This is a genomic window from Methylobacterium sp. Leaf469 (assembly GCF_001424745.1).
In the GTDB taxonomy this organism is placed as follows: Bacteria; Pseudomonadota; Alphaproteobacteria; order Rhizobiales; family Beijerinckiaceae; genus Methylobacterium.
In genome coordinates this window covers 25,656-41,572 of sequence record NZ_LMRE01000023.1, presented here as the reverse complement: position 1 = coordinate 41,572, position 15,917 = coordinate 25,656, and the positions used below count along the sequence as shown (strand labels likewise).

Sequence of the window (15,917 nt, the reverse complement as noted above, 5' to 3'; positions counted from 1 at the left end):
GCAGATGCGCTAGACCTGCATGATTTCCTTTTCCTTGGACGCCAGCACGCCGTCGATCTCGGCGATGTGCTGATCGGTGACCTTCTGGACTTCACCGGCCTGACGCTTCTCGTCGTCTTCGCTGATGGCGCCGTCCTTCTCCAGCTTCTTCAGATGGTCGAGCCCGTCGCGACGCACGTGGCGGACGGCGACACGAGCCTCTTCCGTATACTTGTGTGCGACCTTGACCATTTCCTTGCGGCGCTGCTCGTTCATCTCCGGCACGCGCAGGCGGATGGTCTGGCCTTCCGTCTGGGGGTTCATGCCGAGGTCGGATTCACGGATCGCCTTCTCGACGGCGCTGACCATGCCCCGGTCCCAGACCGAAATGCTCAGCAGGCGGGGCTCCGGCACGCTCACGGTGGCGACCTGCGCCATTGGCATCATCGCCCCGTAGGCATCGACCTGGATCGGATCGAGGATGCTCGGGGTCGCGCGGCCCGTTCGCAGGGAACCGAGGTCGCCCTTGAGGGAGGTGACGGCCCCCTGCATGCGGCGCTTGATGTCGTTCAGATCGAATTCGGGGATAGCAGCCATGCGTTCAGTGTCCCGACGCGAACAGAGAGGGAGGGAAGCCGGGCCGCCGGGGCCCGTTCTGCGGCTTCAATGAACCAAAACCCTGTGGCCCGCAAATGTGTTCGCGGCCCTTCGGCGTTTCGCATCCGAGGATCGCGGGAGCGTGGATCAAGGAACCACGTGGGTGGCCGGTGCCTCCCCCGTGAGGATGGCCCGGATCGAGCTCGGCGCATGGACGGACCCGACCACGATGGAGAGACGGCTCTCGCGGGCGAGGGCGAAAGCGGCGGTGTCCATCACCTTGAGGTCGCGGCCGATGGCCTCGTCGTGGGTGAGGCGATCGTAGCGGGTGGCGGACGGGTCGATCTTCGGATCGGCAGAGTAGACCCCGTCCACCTGTGTCGCCTTGAGCACGGCATCGCAACGCAGCTCGGCCGCGCGCAGAACGGCGGCCGTGTCGGTGGTGAAGAACGGGTTGCCGGTGCCGCCCGCGAGCACGATGACCTGCCCCTTGTCGAGGTGGTGCAGGGCGGGCTGCCGCGCGAAGGTCTCGCAGATCGTCGGCATCGACACGGCCGACATGGTGCGGGCGGGTACGCCGGCGGCGTTCAGGGCGGTCTCGAGGGCCAGCGAGTTCATCACCGTCGCCATCATGCCGAGCGAATCCCCGGTGGCCCGGTCGATCCAGCCCGCGGCCGAGATGCGCGCACCGCGGATCATGTTGCCGCCGCCGACCACCAGGGCGAGTTGGATTCCAGCTTCCCGCGTACGGGCGATGTCGTCGGCGATTCCGGCGAGCGTCGGGGGGTGCAGCCAGTAACCGTCCGGCGCAGCGAGCGCCTCCCCGGACAGCTTCACGAGGACGCGGCGAAACGGTGTGGTCTCCGGCATCGAGCCAGTCCCCTCAAAGCCGTCCCGAAATCGGGGCGGCGAGCCAATCGGAAGCGGAGGGGTGTCTAGCGCAGGCGGGACCGAAACGTCGAGGGGCGGCGGCATCGCTGCCACCGCCCCCCTCACATTTTCGTCAGACCGTCGGTCCGTGATCAGCCGCGAGCGGCGGCCGCGACCTCGGCGGCGAAATCCGGAGCCTCTTCCTTCTCGATGCCCTCACCGAGGGCGTAGCGAACGAAGGCGGTGAGCTTGACCGGTGCGCCGGCCTTGCCCTCGGCTTCCTTGAGGACCTGCGTGATGGTCTTCGAGCCGTCGTGCACGAAGGGCTGCTCGAGGAGGGTGACCTCCTTGTAGTAGCTCTTCAGGCCGCTCTCGACGATCTTGGCGAGCACATTTTCGGGCTTTCCGGCGTTCTTCTCGCGCAGGATGTTGATCTCGCGGTCGAGGGTCGGCTGGTCGACGCCGGCGGCATCGAGGGCCACCGGGTTGGTGGCGGCGACGTGCATGGCGATCTGGCGACCGAGGGTGGAAAGCACCTCGACGTCACCCTCGGACTCGAGGGCGACGAGGACGCCGATCTTGCCGAGGCCGTCGACCACCTGGCCGTGGACGTAGGAGGCGATGACGCCCTTGGTCACGTCGAGCTTGGCGACGCGGCGCAGGGTCATGTTCTCGCCGATGGTGGCGATGAGGTTCGCGAGGCTCTCCTTGACGGTGGTCTCGGCGCCGGGGAACTTGGCGGACTCGAGGCCTTCGAGGGTGCCGTCGGTATCCAGGGCGAGCTTGGCGGCCTCGCGGGCAAAGCCCTGGAAGCTGTCGTTGCGGGCGACGAAGTCCGTCTCGGAGTTCACCTCGACGAGGGCGGCGTGATGCCCGGCGGACTCGACGGCGACGAGGCCCTCGGCGGCGACGCGGCCGGCCTTCTTGGCGGCCTTGGCGAGGCCCTTCTTGCGCAGCCAGTCGACGGCGGCTTCGATGTCGCCGTCCGTCTCGTTCAGTGCGCCCTTGCAGTCCATCATGCCCGCGCCGGTCTTTTCGCGGAGCTCTTTCACCAGTGCGGCGGTGATGTTGGCCATGGCCTGTCCTTTCCGGGACTCTTGAAGTGGGGGATTCTTGAAGTGAAGGAGCCCGGCGCTCTGGAAAAAGCACCGGGCTTCAGGATGATGGTGTCGATCCGTCGGTGGCGGCCCTGGCTCGAGGCCGCCGTGGCGGTCTCAGGCGGCGGCGGCGGCCTCGGCGAAGCCACGGGCCTGCTCGACCCAGCCGTCACGGCCGATGCGGCCATTGAGCTTGAGATCGGCATCGACCTTCGCGACGTCCGCTTCGCTCATCGCGGCGATCTGCCAGTAATGGTAGACGCCGGCTTCGTTGAGCTTCTGAACGATCTGGGGACCGGCACCGTGGAGCTTCGACAGGTCGTCGGGGGCGCCGCGCGGGGCCGAGAGCAGTTCGAAGTGCTCGGTGGACTCCACGAGGGCGGCCACATCGGCCTGGGTGACCGAGCCGGACTCGATGGAAGCCGCACCCTCGTCGTTGGCGGGCAGCTCCTCAGCGGTCGGCTCCTCGGAGGCACCGAGATCGATGCCGCTCGAGCCCTGACCGCGCGAGATGCCATCGATGGCAGCGCGGGCGATGAGGTCGCAGTACAGAGCGATGGCGCGGCCGGCGTCATCGTTGGCCGGAACCACGTAGGTGATGCCGTCCGGGTTGCAGTTGGTGTCGACGATGGCGGCCACCGGGATCCCGAGGCGCTGGGCCTCCTTGATCGCGAGCTGCTCCTTGTTGGTGTCGATCACGAACAGCAGGTCGGGCACGCCGCCCATGTCCTTGATGCCGCCGAGGGCCTTCTCGAGCTTGTCCTTCTCGCGAGCGAGCATGAGACGCTCCTTCTTGGTGAGGCCCTGGGCCCCGCCATCGAGGATCTCGTCGACCTTGCGCAGGCGCGAGATCGAGCCCGAGATGGTCTTCCAGTTGGTCAGCATGCCGCCGAGCCAGCGGGAGTTGACGTAGTACTGGGCCGAACGCTTGGCGGCCTCGGCGATGGTGTCGGCGGCCTGGCGCTTGGTGCCGACGAACAGCACGCGGCCACCCTTGGCCACGGTGTCGCTCACGGCCTGCAGGGCCTGGTGAAGCGCCGGCACGGTCTGGGCCAGGTCGATGATGTGGATGTTGTTGCGCGTCCCGAAGATGTAGGACTGCATCTTCGGGTTCCAGCGGTGGGCCTGGTGCCCGAAGTGGGCGCCGGCCTCGAGAAGCTGACGCATGCTGAAATCAACGGCCATGATCTTTTGTCTCTCCGGTTATGCCGCCGCGGAGGAAGCGACCAGGGTCCCGTGGGGCACCGGTCACCGGAAACGCCTCATTCAGGCATGAGGCCAACTCCGCGTGTGGAATGGGCGGGGCCTTACCAGACGGTTTTTGCGATGGCAAGGTTTTGGGGCGGGCGGAGCCCGTCAGGCCTGTGCGCCGCCGAAAACGGCGGCGATCGCGGCCTCGTCCATCACCCGGTACGCGCCGGCCTCGAGATCGGCCGGCAAGTCGAGCCCGCCGATTCGGTCGCGGTGGAGGCCGACGACGTGATTACCGACGGCGGCGAACATGCGCCGGACCTGATGGTAGCGACCCTCGTGCAGGGTGACGGCGGCGCGGGTCTCGTCGTGAACCTCCGTCTCCACCGGCAGGAGCGGCTTGTCCTCGCCCTCCAGCATCAGGGTGCCGGAGGCGAAAATCGCGGCTTCGTTGCCCTTGAGCGGGCGGTCCAGAGTCACCTGGTATCGCTTGGCGACGTTGGATTTCGGCGCGATGATCCGATGCAGCAGGGCGCCGTCGTCGGTCAGCAGCAGGAGGCCGGACGTCTCCTTGTCGAGGCGGCCGACGGTGGACAGGGCCGGGTCGCGCCGGCGCCAGCGGTCGGGCAGCAGACCGTAGATCAGCGGCCCCGCCTCCTTGTGCGAGCAGGTGACGCCGAGCGGCTTGTGCAGCATCAGGGTCACGCCCGGCGGCGGATCGAGGGGGGCGCCGTCCACCATCATGCGCTGCGCCAGATCGGGTGTGACCGGGATGCGCTGGTCCGAATCCCGCAAGGCGGCGCCGTCGAGGACGACGAGGCCGGCCCCGGTGAGGAGCCCGATCTCACGGCGCGAGCCGTAGCCCATGTTCGCGAGCAGGCGGTCGAGGCGCAGGGTCGGGGTCTTGCCCGCCTTGCTCATTTCCGGGCCTCGAAGATCTTGTAGCCGCCGGACGATGCTTTCAGCTCGACGGTCTTGAATGCGGCCTTGAGGGGCTTCTCGTAGGGAAGGTGCATGTTGGCGGTGAGCCACAGGGTACCGCCCGGGCGCAGGGCCTCGGCCGCACGGGCGATGAAGCCCTGGCCGAGGGCCTGATCCTCTGAACCGCCGTCGTGGAAGGGCGGGTTCATCACCACGAAGTCGAGGCGGCTGAGGCCGAGATGGCCCGCGCGGATGTCGGCCCAGCGGATCGTGGCGCGCGGATCGCCGACGTTGCGCGTCGCCATTTCCACGGCACGCCGGTCGATGTCGATGAGGGTCAGGGTCGTGACCTTGGGCGAATGCAGGACGGAGCGCGCCAGGACCCCGAGGCCGCAGCCGAAATCGGCACCGCTGCCGGAGAGCGGGGGGAGCAGCGACAGGAGCAGGGCCGAGCCCGGATCGAGGCGGTCGTAGGAGAAGATGCCGGCTTGCGAGCACAGGGCGAGGTTGTCGATATGACGCGGACCACCCTCATCGAGGGCCGCCTTCAGATCGCCGATGGCCTCCGGCCGATCGACCACGCAGATGCGGTGGTGGCGCCGGGCGCTCTCCGTCGCCGGCGCTCCGAAGCCCGCGAGTTCCTTGGCCAAGCGCGATCCGCCCCTGTCCTTCGGGGCGAGGGCCGTGAGGCGACCGCCGGGACGCAGCGCGCGCAGCGCCTGGGCCAGGACGTAGCGCCGCTCGATGGTGCCGGCCGGCGCCAGCACGTCGATCCGTTCGAGGCTGCCCAGATCGACATCCTCGATCCGTGGCGACCCCGGGATCAGCGGCGAAAGTTGAACGGCGCCGTCGGCGGCCCCCTCCGGCCCATCGATGAGTTCAGCGGGCGGGAGGCCGTATACGGCGTGCGAGAACGATGTGACGGACATGATGATACGATCCGGCGCGGATGGTGCGCGCCTCGACGGCTGAGAGCGTGACGGGTGACCTGAGCTGGTCGGTGATAGCCGATGCCGAAGCAGGTTCGCGTCGGCAAGCCAACGCTTCACCCTGTTCGGCTTCCTGACAGGTCGCCGATCCTCGACGGGAAACCGGCGACCACATGGGTGAAACCTTGCTAGCCGCGGGGGAATTCCAAGCCCATCTCGCGGTAGCGTGCCGGATCGTCGGCCCAGTTCTCGCGCACCTTCACGTGCAGGAACAGGTGAACCGTCTGCTCGGCCGCCTCGGCGATCTCCCGCCGCGCCGCCTGGCCGATGGCCTTGATGGTCTGGCCGCCCTTGCCGAGCACGATGGAGCGCTGGCTCTCGCGCTCGACGAAGATGGTCTGCTCGATGCGCACCGATCCGTCGGTCCGCACCTGCCACTGATCGGTCTCGACGGTGGAGCGGTAGGGCAGTTCCTCGTGCAGGCGGTCGTAGAGCTTTTCGCGGGTGATCTCGGAGGCCAGCATGCGGATCGGGGCGTCCGAGACCTGATCCTCGGGGTAGAGCCACGGGCTCTTCGGCATCATTGAAGCCAGGGTCGCCTTCAGCACGTCGATGCCGTCGCCGTTCAGCGCCGAGATCATGAAGGTGTGGGTGAAGGCGATGCGCTCGTTGAGCGAGGCGGAGAGCGCCAGCAGGCGGTCGCGCGGGATGAGATCGATTTTGTTGAGGATCAGGACCTTGGGGCGTTTCACATCGGGGAGCTTGGCCAGGATCGCCTCGACCTCGTCGGAGACGCCCTTGCGGGCATCGATGAGCAGGCACACGGCGTCGGCGTCCGACGCGCCGCTCCAGGCGGAATGCACCATGGCGCGGTCGAGGCGGCGCTTCGGCGCGAAGATGCCGGGGGTGTCGACGAGGATGATCTGCGCCGTGCCCTCCATGACGATGCCGCGCACGAGTGCGCGCGTCGTCTGCACCTTGCGGGAGACGATGGACACCTTGGTGCCGACGAGGCTGTTCAAAAGTGTCGACTTGCCGGCATTCGGGATGCCGATGAGAGCGACGAAGCCGGCGGTGGTGTTCTCCGGCATGGGCGCCGAAGGGATCGGCACCAGGGGCGGCAGATCGTCGTCGTCGTGGTCGGTCTCGAAATCGGGATCAGACATCGGGGGAATTTCCTTCGCGGACGTCCGCCGACGTCTCCATGGTTGGGGTGGGGGTCTGACCGAGCACCTCGCGCTCCAGCACAAGGCGGGCGGCCTCCTGCTCGGCAAGGCGCTTGGACGGGCCGGAACCGATGCCGGGCGCGAAGCCCTCGACCCGGGCGGCTATGCGGAACAGGGGGGCATGATCGGGGCCGGAGCGCTCCACCACCTCGTAGGCGGGGATCGGCAGGCCGCGGCCCATCGCCCATTCCTGGAGCGACGACTTGGCGTCGCGTCCCCGCGGGGCGGCCGTGTCGACGCCCGGGGTGAAGGCGGCCTCCACGATGGCCTTGGCCTTGGCATAGCCGGCGTCGAGGAACACGGCGCCGAGGATCGACTCGCAGGCATCGGCCAGGATGGTCTGGTTGCGGCGCCCGCCGCTCTGGACCTCGCCGGGGCCGAGCAACAGGTGCGGACCGACATCCCAGGTGGTGGCCACGGCGGCGCAGGTCTCGCGCCGGACGAGGCCGGCGAGGCGCCGCGACAGGTCACCCTCGTCGGCTCCCGGAAACGCGGCGTAGAGGAGATCGCCGATGGCGAGACCCAGCACACGATCGCCGAGGAATTCGAGGCGCTGATAGCTGCCGAGACGGCCATTGCCGCCCGCCTTGCTCACGTGGGTCAGCGCCAGGACCAGCAGGTTCGGGTCGGCAAAGGCATGGCCGATCGCGGCTTCGAGCACGGCGAGGCCGGGCTTCGGACGCGGCGCGCGCCGCGCCCGGCTGGAGGGACGCGCCTCTTCGTCCACGGTTCGCAATCGCCCTACTGAATGGTGGTGAACAGGCGGCCCCAGCGGACCTTCGCCGGCCAGTTCCAGATCTGCCACGCCGGCGTGCCCTCGTCGATGGAGAAGAAGATCATCTCCGCCCGGCCGACGAAGTTCTCGAACGGCACGAAGCCCACATTGGCGAGATCGCGCGAATCGGTGGAGTTGTCGCGGTTGTCGCCCATCATGAAGAACCGCCCTTCCGGCACGGTGTAGGGCTCGGTGTTGTCCCAGTAACCGTTGTCGCCGTCGCGCTCGATCACCTTATGGGTGACGCCGCCCGGCAGGGTCTCGAGGTACTGCTCGGCCTTGGCCTGCTCACCGTAGGGGCCGGTGGTCTCGAACGGCGCGATCTTCTCGCGCTTGACCGGCACGTCGTTGATGTAGAGCAGGCCGGCCTTCATCTGGATCTTGTCGCCGGGCAGGCCGATGACGCGCTTGATGTAGTCCGTGGCATTGTCCTTGGGCAGCTTGAACACCGCGATGTCGCCGCGCTTCGGGGTCGCCGCCCAGACCCGGCCGTCGGCCGTGAACGGCAGGTACTCGCTCAGGGGCAGGGAGTATTTCGAGTAGCCATAGGAATATTTCGAGACGAACAGGTAATCGCCGATGAGGAGCGTCGGCACGAGCGACCCCGACGGGATGTTGAACGGCTGGAACAGCAGCGTCCGTACCACGAGGGCGATGAGCAGCGCCTGGCCGCCGACCTTCAGGGTTTCCTTGATGCTGGCCCAGGTTCCGGTCTCGGCCGCCTTCAAGTCATGCTTCGTCTGGTGGTCCACGCGGGCACGTTCCATCTGGCTGGCCTCTCCGATTCGACACGGAAGGCCGACATCCAGGCCCCGTCCGTCATCGACGGTCGAGCGGCGGCATAGACCATGCGCGGAGGAGCCGCAACGCGAGGGGGCCGCCAGCTAGGCCCGGAGGGTGCCGAGCGGCACCGCCTCGATGATCACGAAGGCCTGAGCCATGGGAGGATCGTCCGTAAGGGTGATGTGGACCTTGGGGGCATGACCCGCCGGAATCAGCCCGGCGAGGTGCGTCGCGGCCCCGCCGGTCAGGCGTAGGGTCGGGCGACCGCCGGGCAGGTTCACCACCTCCATGTCCCGCCAGAATACGCCCTGGCTGAGACCGGTGCCGAGCGCCTTGGCGCAGGCCTCCTTGGCGGCGAAGCGCCGGGCGTAGGACGGCGCGCGGGCGGCGCGGGCATCGCATTTCGCCCGCTCTCCGTCGGTGAAGACCCGGTGGGTGAAGCGCTCGCCGTAGCGTTCGAGGGAGCGTGCGATGCGGCGGATGTCGCAGAGATCGGAGCCGATGCCGACGATCATGCGGCGCTCGCTCCCCGGGCGGCGTCCATGGCCGCCCGCATGTCGCGGACGGCTTGATCCAACCCCGTGAAGATCGCCTCGCCGATGAGGGCGTGGCCGATGTTGAGCTCGGCGATCTCGGCCAACGCCGCCACCGGTCCGACGCTGTCCAGGGCCAAGCCGTGACCGGCATGGATCTCCAGGCCGAGGCTGGCGCCATGCGTCGCCGCGCGGGCGATTCGAGCGAGTTCCACCGATACCCGTTCGGTGTTTCCGGCCGCCACCGCCTCGCAATAGGTCCCAGTGTGGAGCTCGACCACGGGGGCGCCGAGGCGGTGTGCGGCGTCCATCACCGCGACATCGGGCTCGACGAACAGGGATACGCGGATGCCGGCCGCGCTCAGGGCAATGATGCGGGGCGCCAGATGTTCGTGGCCGCCGACGATGTCGAGCCCCCCCTCGGTGGTGCGCTCCTCGCGCTTCTCCGGCACGATGCAGGCGGCATGGGGCTTCAGGCGAATCGCCAGGGCGACCATCTCGTCGGTGGCCGCCATCTCGAAGTTGAGGGGGACGGTCAGGACCCGGGCCAAGGTCTCCATGTCGGCGTCGCGGATGTGGCGCCGGTCCTCGCGCAAGTGCGCCGTGATGCCGTCCGCCCCCGCCTCGACGGCCATTCGCGCCGCCCGGATCGGATCGGGATGCCCGCCCCCGCGCGCGTTGCGAACGGTGGCGACGTGGTCGATGTTCACGCCGAGACGCAAGGAACGATGAATCATGTATCCGGCGGACTCCAAACGCGATCCCCACGGAGATCAACACGGCCCGGTCGTTTCACCAGGCCAGCACCATCGTTACATAGGCCTCGCAAGTACGAACGGGGATACGGCATACGATGGGATTTCTCGACGGCCTTCTCGGCCACGGCAGCGACCTCTCGGCGGCGGAGGTCAGCGAGCAGCTCGCCGGCATCCTCACGGAGGGTGAAAGCGTGCAGGTCGCCTTCCGACTCCTGAGGGATCTCATCGTGTTCACCGACCGGCGTTTGATCCTCGTGGACAAGCAGGGGATCACCGGCCGCAAGGTCCAGTACATGACGGTGCCGTACCGGGCGATCACCTGCTTCTCCGTCGAGACGGCCGGGAGTTTCGACCTCGATTCCGAACTCAAGATCTGGGTGTCCGGCAGGGCCGAGCCGATCCAGAAGACCTTGAAGCGGGGCGCGAACATCCTGGGCATCCAGCAGTCGATCGCGGCATCGATTCGGTAGGCCGCGCAGGAACCCACCCCCGGCATTCCCGTTGAAACGTCTGGATTTTTTGCCGGCTCATGGAGTTCTGGATGTCACGCTCGATTCCCCTCGCCCTGGTGCTCGCCCTTGCCGCATCGACGGCAGCACTCGCCGATCAGCCCGGAGCCGATTGGATGCCCGCCGCGCAGGTGAAACAGAAGTTGATGGCGGAGGGCTACACCAGCATCACGGAGTTCGAGGCCGATGATGGCCATTGGGAGGGCGAGGGCGTGAAGAACGGCACGAAGATGCAGTTCCACGCCGATCCGAAGACGGGGGCACTCCTGTCCGAAAAGCCGAACAAATAACCGGACGCCAACGAGCGGGCGATGAGCGTCGAATCGTGCTGAGCAACGTCGACATGGTTGGCCGTTTGCTCGTGGCCGCGCTGCTCGGCAGCGTCATCGGCTTCGAACGGGAGCGACTGGTGTGGGCGGCCGGCATGCGGACGCACATGCTGGTCTGCGTCGGTTCGTGCCTGCTGATGATCGTCTCGGCCTTCGGGTTCGCCGACATCCTGGGCCGACCGAACGTGACCCTCGATCCGTCGCGTGTCGCCGCCCAGGTGGTGTCCGGCATCGGCTTCCTCGGTGCCGGCACGATCCTCCTGCGCGGTGAGGTCGTGAAGGGCCTCACAACCGCCGCGAGCCTCTGGGCGGTGGCCGCCATTGGTCTTGCGTCCGGGGGCGGGCTCTACGTACCGGCCATCGCCACAACTGCCATCGTGCTGGGTATCCTGGCGGGCATGAAGCCGCTGGAAGAACGCTACCGCGAGCGGCGCCAGAAATACGATCTGCGCATCGTCGCTCGACACAATGCGCTGACCCTCGCACACCTGCGCGCCCTCGCCGGGCCGTGTGCGCCGAAGCTGCGGCAGATCGTAATTCGCCAGCACGGAGTCGATGCGAGCGATGAGATCACCCTTTGCCTCGTGCATGTGGACCGCAATACCCTCGATGCGCTGACCGAGCGGCTGCGCCGGCACGAAGCCGTCGCGAGCGTGGAGACGATCCACCGCGAAACCACCACGCGGGATCCCAGCGTCTGAGATGCCGAGCCGAAGGTCGGCCCTTCTCACCGCTATGGGCCCGAATGACGGCTGCCTTGCCAAGCCCGAACAACTGGTTTATCTGCCACCCCTCGTGTTCGCTCCGGCTGGGGGCTGAACGGACGATGCCGATTCGTTCGGCATAGGGCGAGGTTCCGCAAGGGCTTTTCCCGTCGTCCCGTGTCTCCGCCTTCGATCAACCGCTCGGGCCTTCAAACGGCTCGAAGGGCTTGGCGCCGGGCGATTTCGCGTACGAACCGGCCCGACGCTTCTTATCCCGCACTGCCATGTGCCGTCGGGTCCCTTTGGATATGAAGGGCCCGTTAATGCCTCTCTACGAACACGTCTTCCTGGCACGCCAGGACGTGACGACCCAGCAGGTCGAGACCATGGTCGAGACCTACAAGGGCGTCATCGAAGCCAATGGCGGCAAGGTCGAGAAGATCGAGATGTGGGGCGTGAAGTCCCTCGCCTACCGCATCAAGAAGAACCGCAAGGCGCATTTCACGCTCCTCAACGTCGACGCCCCCCCGGCCGCCCTGGCCGAGATGGAGCGCCAGATGCAGATCTCCGAGGACGTCCTGCGTTTCATGACCGTCCGCGTCGAAGAGCTCGAGTCCGAGCCGTCGGCGATGATGCAGAAGCGCGACCGCGACGACCGCAAGGATCGTGAGCGCGGCCGTCGTCGTGACGACGAAGGCTTCGGCGGTGGTGGTGGATTCGGCGGCGACCGCGATCGCGGCGACCGTGGTGATCGCGGCGACCGGGGCGACCGCCCCGAGCGCAGCTTCGGCGGGGAGGCTTAAGCTATGGCGTTTGGTGCTGGACCCGGTGCACCCGCCGCTGGCGGTGCTGGTGGTGGTGCGGGCGGCGGACGCCGTCCCTTCTTCCGTCGTCGGAAGACTTGCCCCTTCTCGGGCGCGAACGCGCCCAAGATCGACTACAAGGACGTCAAGCTCCTGTCGCGCTACGTCTCCGAGCGCGGCAAGATCGTCCCGTCGCGCATCACGGCGGTGTCCGCCAAGAAGCAGCGCGAGCTCGCCCAGGCGATCAAGCGCGCCCGCTTCCTCGGCTTCCTGCCCTACGTGATCAAGTAGTCACGACCGCCTCGGCTCCGATGGAGCCGAGGCGCATGCCGGTTCACCGGTAGAAGTGTTTCGTACCGGCCTTCGATGGTGAGGGCTGGGAGACGTTGGGGCGATGCGTGCCTCTAACCCTGCCCGGCACCGGGACAGTGGGACAGCGGGATCGATGGGTCAGTTTCTCGGAATCGGTATCGGCGCGGGCCTCGTCTCGGCTCTCCTCTTCGGCGTGCTGCTGAAGGCGACGGCACTCGCCATCATCCTCTATCTGCTCGCCCCGCTCCCGATCCTCATCGTCGGGCTCGGCTGGAGCCACAAGGCCGCCCTCGTCGCGGCCGTCACCGGCAGCCTTGCGCTGGCCCTCGTGGTGCAGCCCTTCCTCGGCCTCGGCTTTCTCGCCTATCTGGCCCTGCCCGCCTGGTGGCTCGCCTACCTCGCGCTCCTCGGCCGGCCCGGCGCCGACGGTACCATGGAATGGTATCCGACAGGCCGGCTGCTGGCCTGGACCGCCGGCACGGCCGGCCTTGCCTTCGTCGCCATCGCGGTCATCGCGGCGCCGAACTACGAGACCTTCCACACGCAACTGCGCGACATGACGCGCACCATCGTGAAGATCCAGACCCAGGGGCGCGCGGCCGTCCCGGCCCAGACCGCCCCTGATGCGGCGGACCCGGATGCTCCGAAACCGGACGCGAGCAAGCCCGACGACACCTTGAAGGACGACGTGTCCGACGCCCTGGCCCGCATCGCGCCGGGTCTCGCCGCGCAGGGCTTGGCCGTCCTCCTCGTGTTCTACTTATGGGCCGCCGCGAAAATCGTAAAAGTGTCGGGCCGCCTGCCCCGGCCTTGGCCCGACCTGCCCTCCACGCGGATGCCGCGCCGGGTCCTCGGCATCCTGGCCGTCGCCCTCCTGCTGACCTTCACGCCGGGCTATCCCGGTGTGCTCGGCGTGGCCGTGGCCGGCGCCCTCAGCGCGGCCTTCGCCATCCAGGGACTTGCCGCCTTCCACGACCGAAGCCGGGGCCGCCCGGGGCGCCTCGCCCTACTGTTCGGCCTGTACCTCATCCTGTTCGTGACCCAGGGGATCGCCTTTGTGGCCCTGACCCTGTTCGGCATCGCCGACACCGCCCTCGACCGGCGCCGTCCGAAGGACTTGCCCGGGCGACCTTGAGCCTGCCGCCGGCCGAGGCCGGCGGTTTTCCATCCCAACCCCAACCGAAGGACCAGAACCATGGAAGTCATCCTCCTCGAGCGCGTCGCCAAGCTCGGCCAGATGGGCGAGACCGTGAACGTGAAGCCGGGCTACGCCCGCAACTTCCTCCTCGCCCGCGGCAAGGCCCTGCGCGCCACCGCCGGCAACAAGAAGCACTTCGAGACCCAGCGCGCCCAACTCGAGGCCCGCAACCTCGAGAAGAAGTCCGAGGCCCAGACCGTCGCCGAGACCCTCGAGGGCAAGAGCTTCGTGCTCATCCGCCAGTCGGGCGAGACCGGCGTGCTCTACGGCTCGGTCTCGACCCGCGATCTCGCCGAGGTCGTCACCGCGGAGGGCTTCTCGGTCGGTCGTGACCAGTTCGCGCTGAACCAGCCGATCAAGACCCTCGGCCTGCACGTCGTCCCCGTCGTGCTGCACCCCGAGGTCGAGGTCTCCGTGACCGTCAACGTCGCCCGCTCCCCCGAGGAGGCCGAGCGTCAGGCCCGCGGCGAGTCCACCACCGAGCGCGAGGCGTTCAACCTCGACGACCTCGGCCTCGAAGTCGGCGCGGCGCTGGCCGAGGCCGGCGACGACCGCGAGTAAGCCGATTCACGGCCCTTCGGGGCGGTGGAGAACGGGGAGCGATAGCGTTCACGGTTTGACTTGTTCCTCCTTTGTTCCAAAATAGACGCCCGCGCCTCGCCTGAGTCGCGGGCGTTCGTGCGTCCGGCTCTGGCCGGGCTCGCACGCGGATCGGTCGATCGTGATCAGAGGCTCTTAACCACGGTGCGCCATGGTTGGCCTCTGAATGAAGGCGGGTTGGGTGACCACATCCCCGCGCGCTTGGAAAAGTCGGAGCCTCGAGTCAGCCCATGGCCCTGCCCAACGCCCTCGTGGCCAACCTTCAACAGGTGACGCAGGAATTCCGCGTCGCGCCGCACAACATCGATGCGGAGCAGGCCCTGCTCGGCGCGATCCTAGTCAACAACGACGCCTACTATCGCATCTCGGACTTCCTCCTGGCCGAGCACTTCATGGAGGACGTCCACCGCAAGATCTTCGAGGTGGCCTCGCAGCTCATCAAGGGCGGCAAGCTCGCGACCCCGATCACCCTGAAGACGTATCTCGGCGACGCCGATCTCGGTGGCCAGACGGTGATGCAGTACCTCGCCCGCCTCGCGGCCGAGGCGACCACGGTCATCAACGCGGGCGATTACGGCCGCACCATCTACGATCTGGCTATACGGCGCCGGCTCATCACCATCGGCGAGGATCTGGTGAACGGCGCCTACGAGGCCCCGGTGGAATCCTCGCCCCGCGACCAGATCGAGGGCACCGAGCGCAGGCTCTACGAACTCGCCGAATCGGGCAAGTACGACGGCGGCTTCCAGAAATTTTCCGAGGCGCTCACCACCGCCGTCGACATGGCCGCCAAGGCCTACCAGCGCGAGGGCAAGCTTTCGGGCATCGCCACCGGCCTGTCCGACCTCGACGCCAAGATGGGCGGTCTGCAATCGTCGGATCTCATCATCCTCGCGGGCCGCCCGGCCATGGGCAAGACCTCGCTGGTGACCAACATCGCCTTCAACATCGCCAAGGCCTATAAGGGCGAGAAGGGCGCCGATGGCGTCATGAAGACGGTCAACGGCGGCATCGTCGGGTTCTTCTCCCTCGAAATGTCGGCCGAGCAGCTCGCCACCCGCATCATCGCCGAGCAGTCCGGCGTGCCCTCCTACAAGATCCGCCGCGGCGACATCCGCCCGGAGGATTTCTACAAGATCACCGATGCCGCCCGGGACATGCAGACGATCCCGTTCTACATCGACCAGACCGGCGGCATCTCCATCGCCCAGCTCGCGGCGCGTGCCCGGCGCCTCAAGCGCCAGAAGGGTCTCGACCTGCTCATCGTCGATTACCTCCAGCTCCTGTCAGGCTCCGGCAAGCGCTCGGACAACCGCGTGCAGGAGATGACCGAGATCACCACGGGCATGAAGGCGCTGGCCAAGGAACTCGCCGTGCCGATCATCGGCCTGTCGCAGCTCTCGCGTCAGGTCGAGAACCGCGAGGACAAGCGTCCGCAGCTCTCGGACCTACGCGAATCGGGCTCCATCGAGCAGGACGCCGATGTGGTGATGTTCGTGTTCCGCGAGGAGTACTACGTCAACAACAAGAAACCCCGTGAGGGCACGGAAGAGTTCTTCGCCTGGGAAGCCGAGATGAACCGCGTCCACGGCAAGGCCGAGGTGATCCTGGGCAAGCAGCGCCACGGCCCCACCGGCACGGTTGAGCTCCAGTTCGACGCAAACATCACGCGGTTCTCGAACCTTGCCCAGTCGGACCGAATCCCCGACCAGCATATGTGATCGCATGTCAGGCGATTCGGTGCCAATTCCTACGAGCGATCTGGTGGTGGAAGCCTCCGACCCTTGTTTAAGGCCTGCTTCG

General features: G+C 67.4%; 19 protein-coding genes. 8 read left to right on the top strand and 11 right to left on the bottom strand.

Features of this window, described 5'->3' with window-relative positions:
• Positions 1-9: 9 nt before the first annotated feature.
• The 11 genes from frr to ASG60_RS11325 form a co-directional block, all read right to left on the bottom strand.
• Positions 10-576 (bottom strand): ribosome recycling factor, encoded by a 567-nt coding sequence (gene frr / locus ASG60_RS11375; RefSeq protein WP_056173131.1) that lies wholly within the window; start codon positions 574-576, stop codon positions 10-12.
• A 147-nt stretch (positions 577-723) separates the two neighbouring features.
• Positions 724-1,446 carry a UMP kinase gene (pyrH, locus tag ASG60_RS11370; RefSeq protein WP_056173129.1) on the bottom strand — a complete coding sequence of 241 codons (723 nt, stop codon included), beginning with the start codon at positions 1,444-1,446 and terminating at the stop codon, positions 724-726.
• A 152-nt stretch (positions 1,447-1,598) separates the two neighbouring features.
• Entirely contained in the window at positions 1,599-2,522 is a 924-nt protein-coding gene (gene tsf, locus ASG60_RS11365; RefSeq protein WP_056173126.1) for a translation elongation factor Ts, read from the bottom strand.
• 138 nt (positions 2,523-2,660) lie between these two features.
• Positions 2,661-3,728 (bottom strand): 30S ribosomal protein S2, encoded by a 1,068-nt coding sequence (locus tag ASG60_RS11360; RefSeq protein WP_056173123.1) that lies wholly within the window; start codon positions 3,726-3,728, stop codon positions 2,661-2,663.
• Positions 3,729-3,899: 171 nt separating this feature from the next.
• Positions 3,900-4,655 (bottom strand): pseudouridine synthase, encoded by a 756-nt coding sequence (locus ASG60_RS11355; RefSeq protein WP_056385654.1) that lies wholly within the window; start codon positions 4,653-4,655, stop codon positions 3,900-3,902.
• Positions 4,652-5,584, bottom strand: a complete 933-nt coding sequence (locus ASG60_RS11350; protein ID WP_056173116.1) for a methyltransferase — start codon at positions 5,582-5,584, stop codon at positions 4,652-4,654. The genes ASG60_RS11355 and ASG60_RS11350 overlap by 4 nt, the downstream gene beginning before the upstream one ends.
• Before the next feature lie 188 nt (positions 5,585-5,772).
• Positions 5,773-6,750, bottom strand: coding sequence for a GTPase Era (gene era, locus ASG60_RS11345; RefSeq protein ID WP_056173114.1), 978 nt, complete (start codon positions 6,748-6,750; stop codon positions 5,773-5,775).
• On the bottom strand, positions 6,743-7,537 hold the full coding sequence (rnc, locus tag ASG60_RS11340; protein WP_056173111.1) for a ribonuclease III: 795 nt from the start codon (positions 7,535-7,537) through the stop codon (positions 6,743-6,745). Before rnc ends, era begins: the two co-directional genes overlap by 8 nt.
• A 14-nt stretch (positions 7,538-7,551) precedes the next feature.
• A complete protein-coding gene (gene lepB, locus ASG60_RS11335; RefSeq protein ID WP_056173108.1) occupies positions 7,552-8,352 on the bottom strand; it encodes a signal peptidase I in 801 nt (266 codons plus the stop codon).
• 117 nt (positions 8,353-8,469) lie between these two features.
• Complete coding sequence (gene acpS, locus ASG60_RS11330) at positions 8,470-8,883, bottom strand: holo-ACP synthase (RefSeq protein WP_056306083.1); 414 nt, start codon at positions 8,881-8,883, stop codon at positions 8,470-8,472.
• Positions 8,880-9,638, bottom strand: a complete 759-nt coding sequence (locus tag ASG60_RS11325) for a pyridoxine 5'-phosphate synthase (RefSeq protein WP_056385652.1) — start codon at positions 9,636-9,638, stop codon at positions 8,880-8,882. Before ASG60_RS11325 ends, acpS begins: the two co-directional genes overlap by 4 nt.
• 116 nt (positions 9,639-9,754) lie before the next feature.
• On the opposite strand from ASG60_RS11325, the gene ASG60_RS11320 reads away from it, so the two are divergent.
• From ASG60_RS11320 to ASG60_RS11285, 8 genes are all read left to right on the top strand, one after another.
• The gene (locus ASG60_RS11320) at positions 9,755-10,129 is read left to right on the top strand and encodes a PH domain-containing protein (protein ID WP_056385650.1); all 375 of its coding nucleotides are present in this window, start codon (positions 9,755-9,757) and stop codon (positions 10,127-10,129) included.
• 71 nt (positions 10,130-10,200) lie between these two features.
• On the top strand, positions 10,201-10,458 hold the full coding sequence (locus tag ASG60_RS11315) for a PepSY domain-containing protein (RefSeq protein WP_056386050.1): 258 nt from the start codon (positions 10,201-10,203) through the stop codon (positions 10,456-10,458).
• A 35-nt stretch (positions 10,459-10,493) separates the two neighbouring features.
• A complete protein-coding gene (locus ASG60_RS11310; protein ID WP_056385648.1) occupies positions 10,494-11,198 on the top strand; it encodes an MgtC/SapB family protein in 705 nt (234 codons plus the stop codon).
• A 326-nt stretch (positions 11,199-11,524) separates the two neighbouring features.
• Positions 11,525-12,004, top strand: a complete 480-nt coding sequence (rpsF, locus tag ASG60_RS11305) for a 30S ribosomal protein S6 (protein WP_056173095.1) — start codon at positions 11,525-11,527, stop codon at positions 12,002-12,004.
• Positions 12,005-12,007: 3 nt separating this feature from the next.
• A complete protein-coding gene (rpsR, locus tag ASG60_RS11300) occupies positions 12,008-12,295 on the top strand; it encodes a 30S ribosomal protein S18 (RefSeq protein WP_056173092.1) in 288 nt (95 codons plus the stop codon).
• A 154-nt stretch (positions 12,296-12,449) separates the two neighbouring features.
• On the top strand, positions 12,450-13,451 hold the full coding sequence (locus ASG60_RS11295; protein ID WP_056385646.1) for a DUF2232 domain-containing protein: 1,002 nt from the start codon (positions 12,450-12,452) through the stop codon (positions 13,449-13,451).
• A 60-nt stretch (positions 13,452-13,511) separates the two neighbouring features.
• Positions 13,512-14,075 (top strand): 50S ribosomal protein L9, encoded by a 564-nt coding sequence (gene rplI / locus ASG60_RS11290; RefSeq protein WP_056086662.1) that lies wholly within the window; start codon positions 13,512-13,514, stop codon positions 14,073-14,075.
• 269 nt (positions 14,076-14,344) lie between these two features.
• Positions 14,345-15,835 carry a replicative DNA helicase gene (locus ASG60_RS11285; RefSeq protein WP_056086665.1) on the top strand — a complete coding sequence of 497 codons (1,491 nt, stop codon included), beginning with the start codon at positions 14,345-14,347 and terminating at the stop codon, positions 15,833-15,835.
• The last annotated feature ends 82 nt before the right edge of the window (positions 15,836-15,917 follow it).

Excerpts from the sequence above, each read along its gene's own strand:
- pyrH (WP_056173129.1), bottom strand. The coding sequence starts at position 1,446 with ATGCCGGAGACCACACCGTTTCGCCGCGTCCTCGTGAAGCTGTCCGGG.
- ASG60_RS11325 (WP_056385652.1), bottom strand. The coding sequence starts at position 9,638 with ATGATTCATCGTTCCTTGCGTCTCGGCGTGAACATCGACCACGTCGCC.
- ASG60_RS11320 (WP_056385650.1), top strand. The coding sequence starts at position 9,755 with ATGGGATTTCTCGACGGCCTTCTCGGCCACGGCAGCGACCTCTCGGCG.
- acpS (WP_056306083.1), bottom strand. The coding sequence starts at position 8,883 with ATGATCGTCGGCATCGGCTCCGATCTCTGCGACATCCGCCGCATCGCA.
- ASG60_RS11355 (WP_056385654.1), bottom strand. The coding sequence starts at position 4,655 with ATGAGCAAGGCGGGCAAGACCCCGACCCTGCGCCTCGACCGCCTGCTC.
- ASG60_RS11315 (WP_056386050.1), top strand. The coding sequence starts at position 10,201 with ATGTCACGCTCGATTCCCCTCGCCCTGGTGCTCGCCCTTGCCGCATCG.
- rpsR (WP_056173092.1), top strand. The coding sequence starts at position 12,008 with ATGGCGTTTGGTGCTGGACCCGGTGCACCCGCCGCTGGCGGTGCTGGT.
- tsf (WP_056173126.1), bottom strand. The coding sequence starts at position 2,522 with ATGGCCAACATCACCGCCGCACTGGTGAAAGAGCTCCGCGAAAAGACC.
- rplI (WP_056086662.1), top strand. The coding sequence starts at position 13,512 with ATGGAAGTCATCCTCCTCGAGCGCGTCGCCAAGCTCGGCCAGATGGGC.
- ASG60_RS11360 (WP_056173123.1), bottom strand. The coding sequence starts at position 3,728 with ATGGCCGTTGATTTCAGCATGCGTCAGCTTCTCGAGGCCGGCGCCCAC.
- ASG60_RS11350 (WP_056173116.1), bottom strand. The coding sequence starts at position 5,584 with ATGTCCGTCACATCGTTCTCGCACGCCGTATACGGCCTCCCGCCCGCT.
- era (WP_056173114.1), bottom strand. The coding sequence starts at position 6,750 with ATGTCTGATCCCGATTTCGAGACCGACCACGACGACGACGATCTGCCG.
- rpsF (WP_056173095.1), top strand. The coding sequence starts at position 11,525 with ATGCCTCTCTACGAACACGTCTTCCTGGCACGCCAGGACGTGACGACC.
- frr (WP_056173131.1), bottom strand. The coding sequence starts at position 576 with ATGGCTGCTATCCCCGAATTCGATCTGAACGACATCAAGCGCCGCATG.
- lepB (WP_056173108.1), bottom strand. The coding sequence starts at position 8,352 with ATGGAACGTGCCCGCGTGGACCACCAGACGAAGCATGACTTGAAGGCG.
- ASG60_RS11295 (WP_056385646.1), top strand. The coding sequence starts at position 12,450 with ATGGGTCAGTTTCTCGGAATCGGTATCGGCGCGGGCCTCGTCTCGGCT.
- ASG60_RS11285 (WP_056086665.1), top strand. The coding sequence starts at position 14,345 with ATGGCCCTGCCCAACGCCCTCGTGGCCAACCTTCAACAGGTGACGCAG.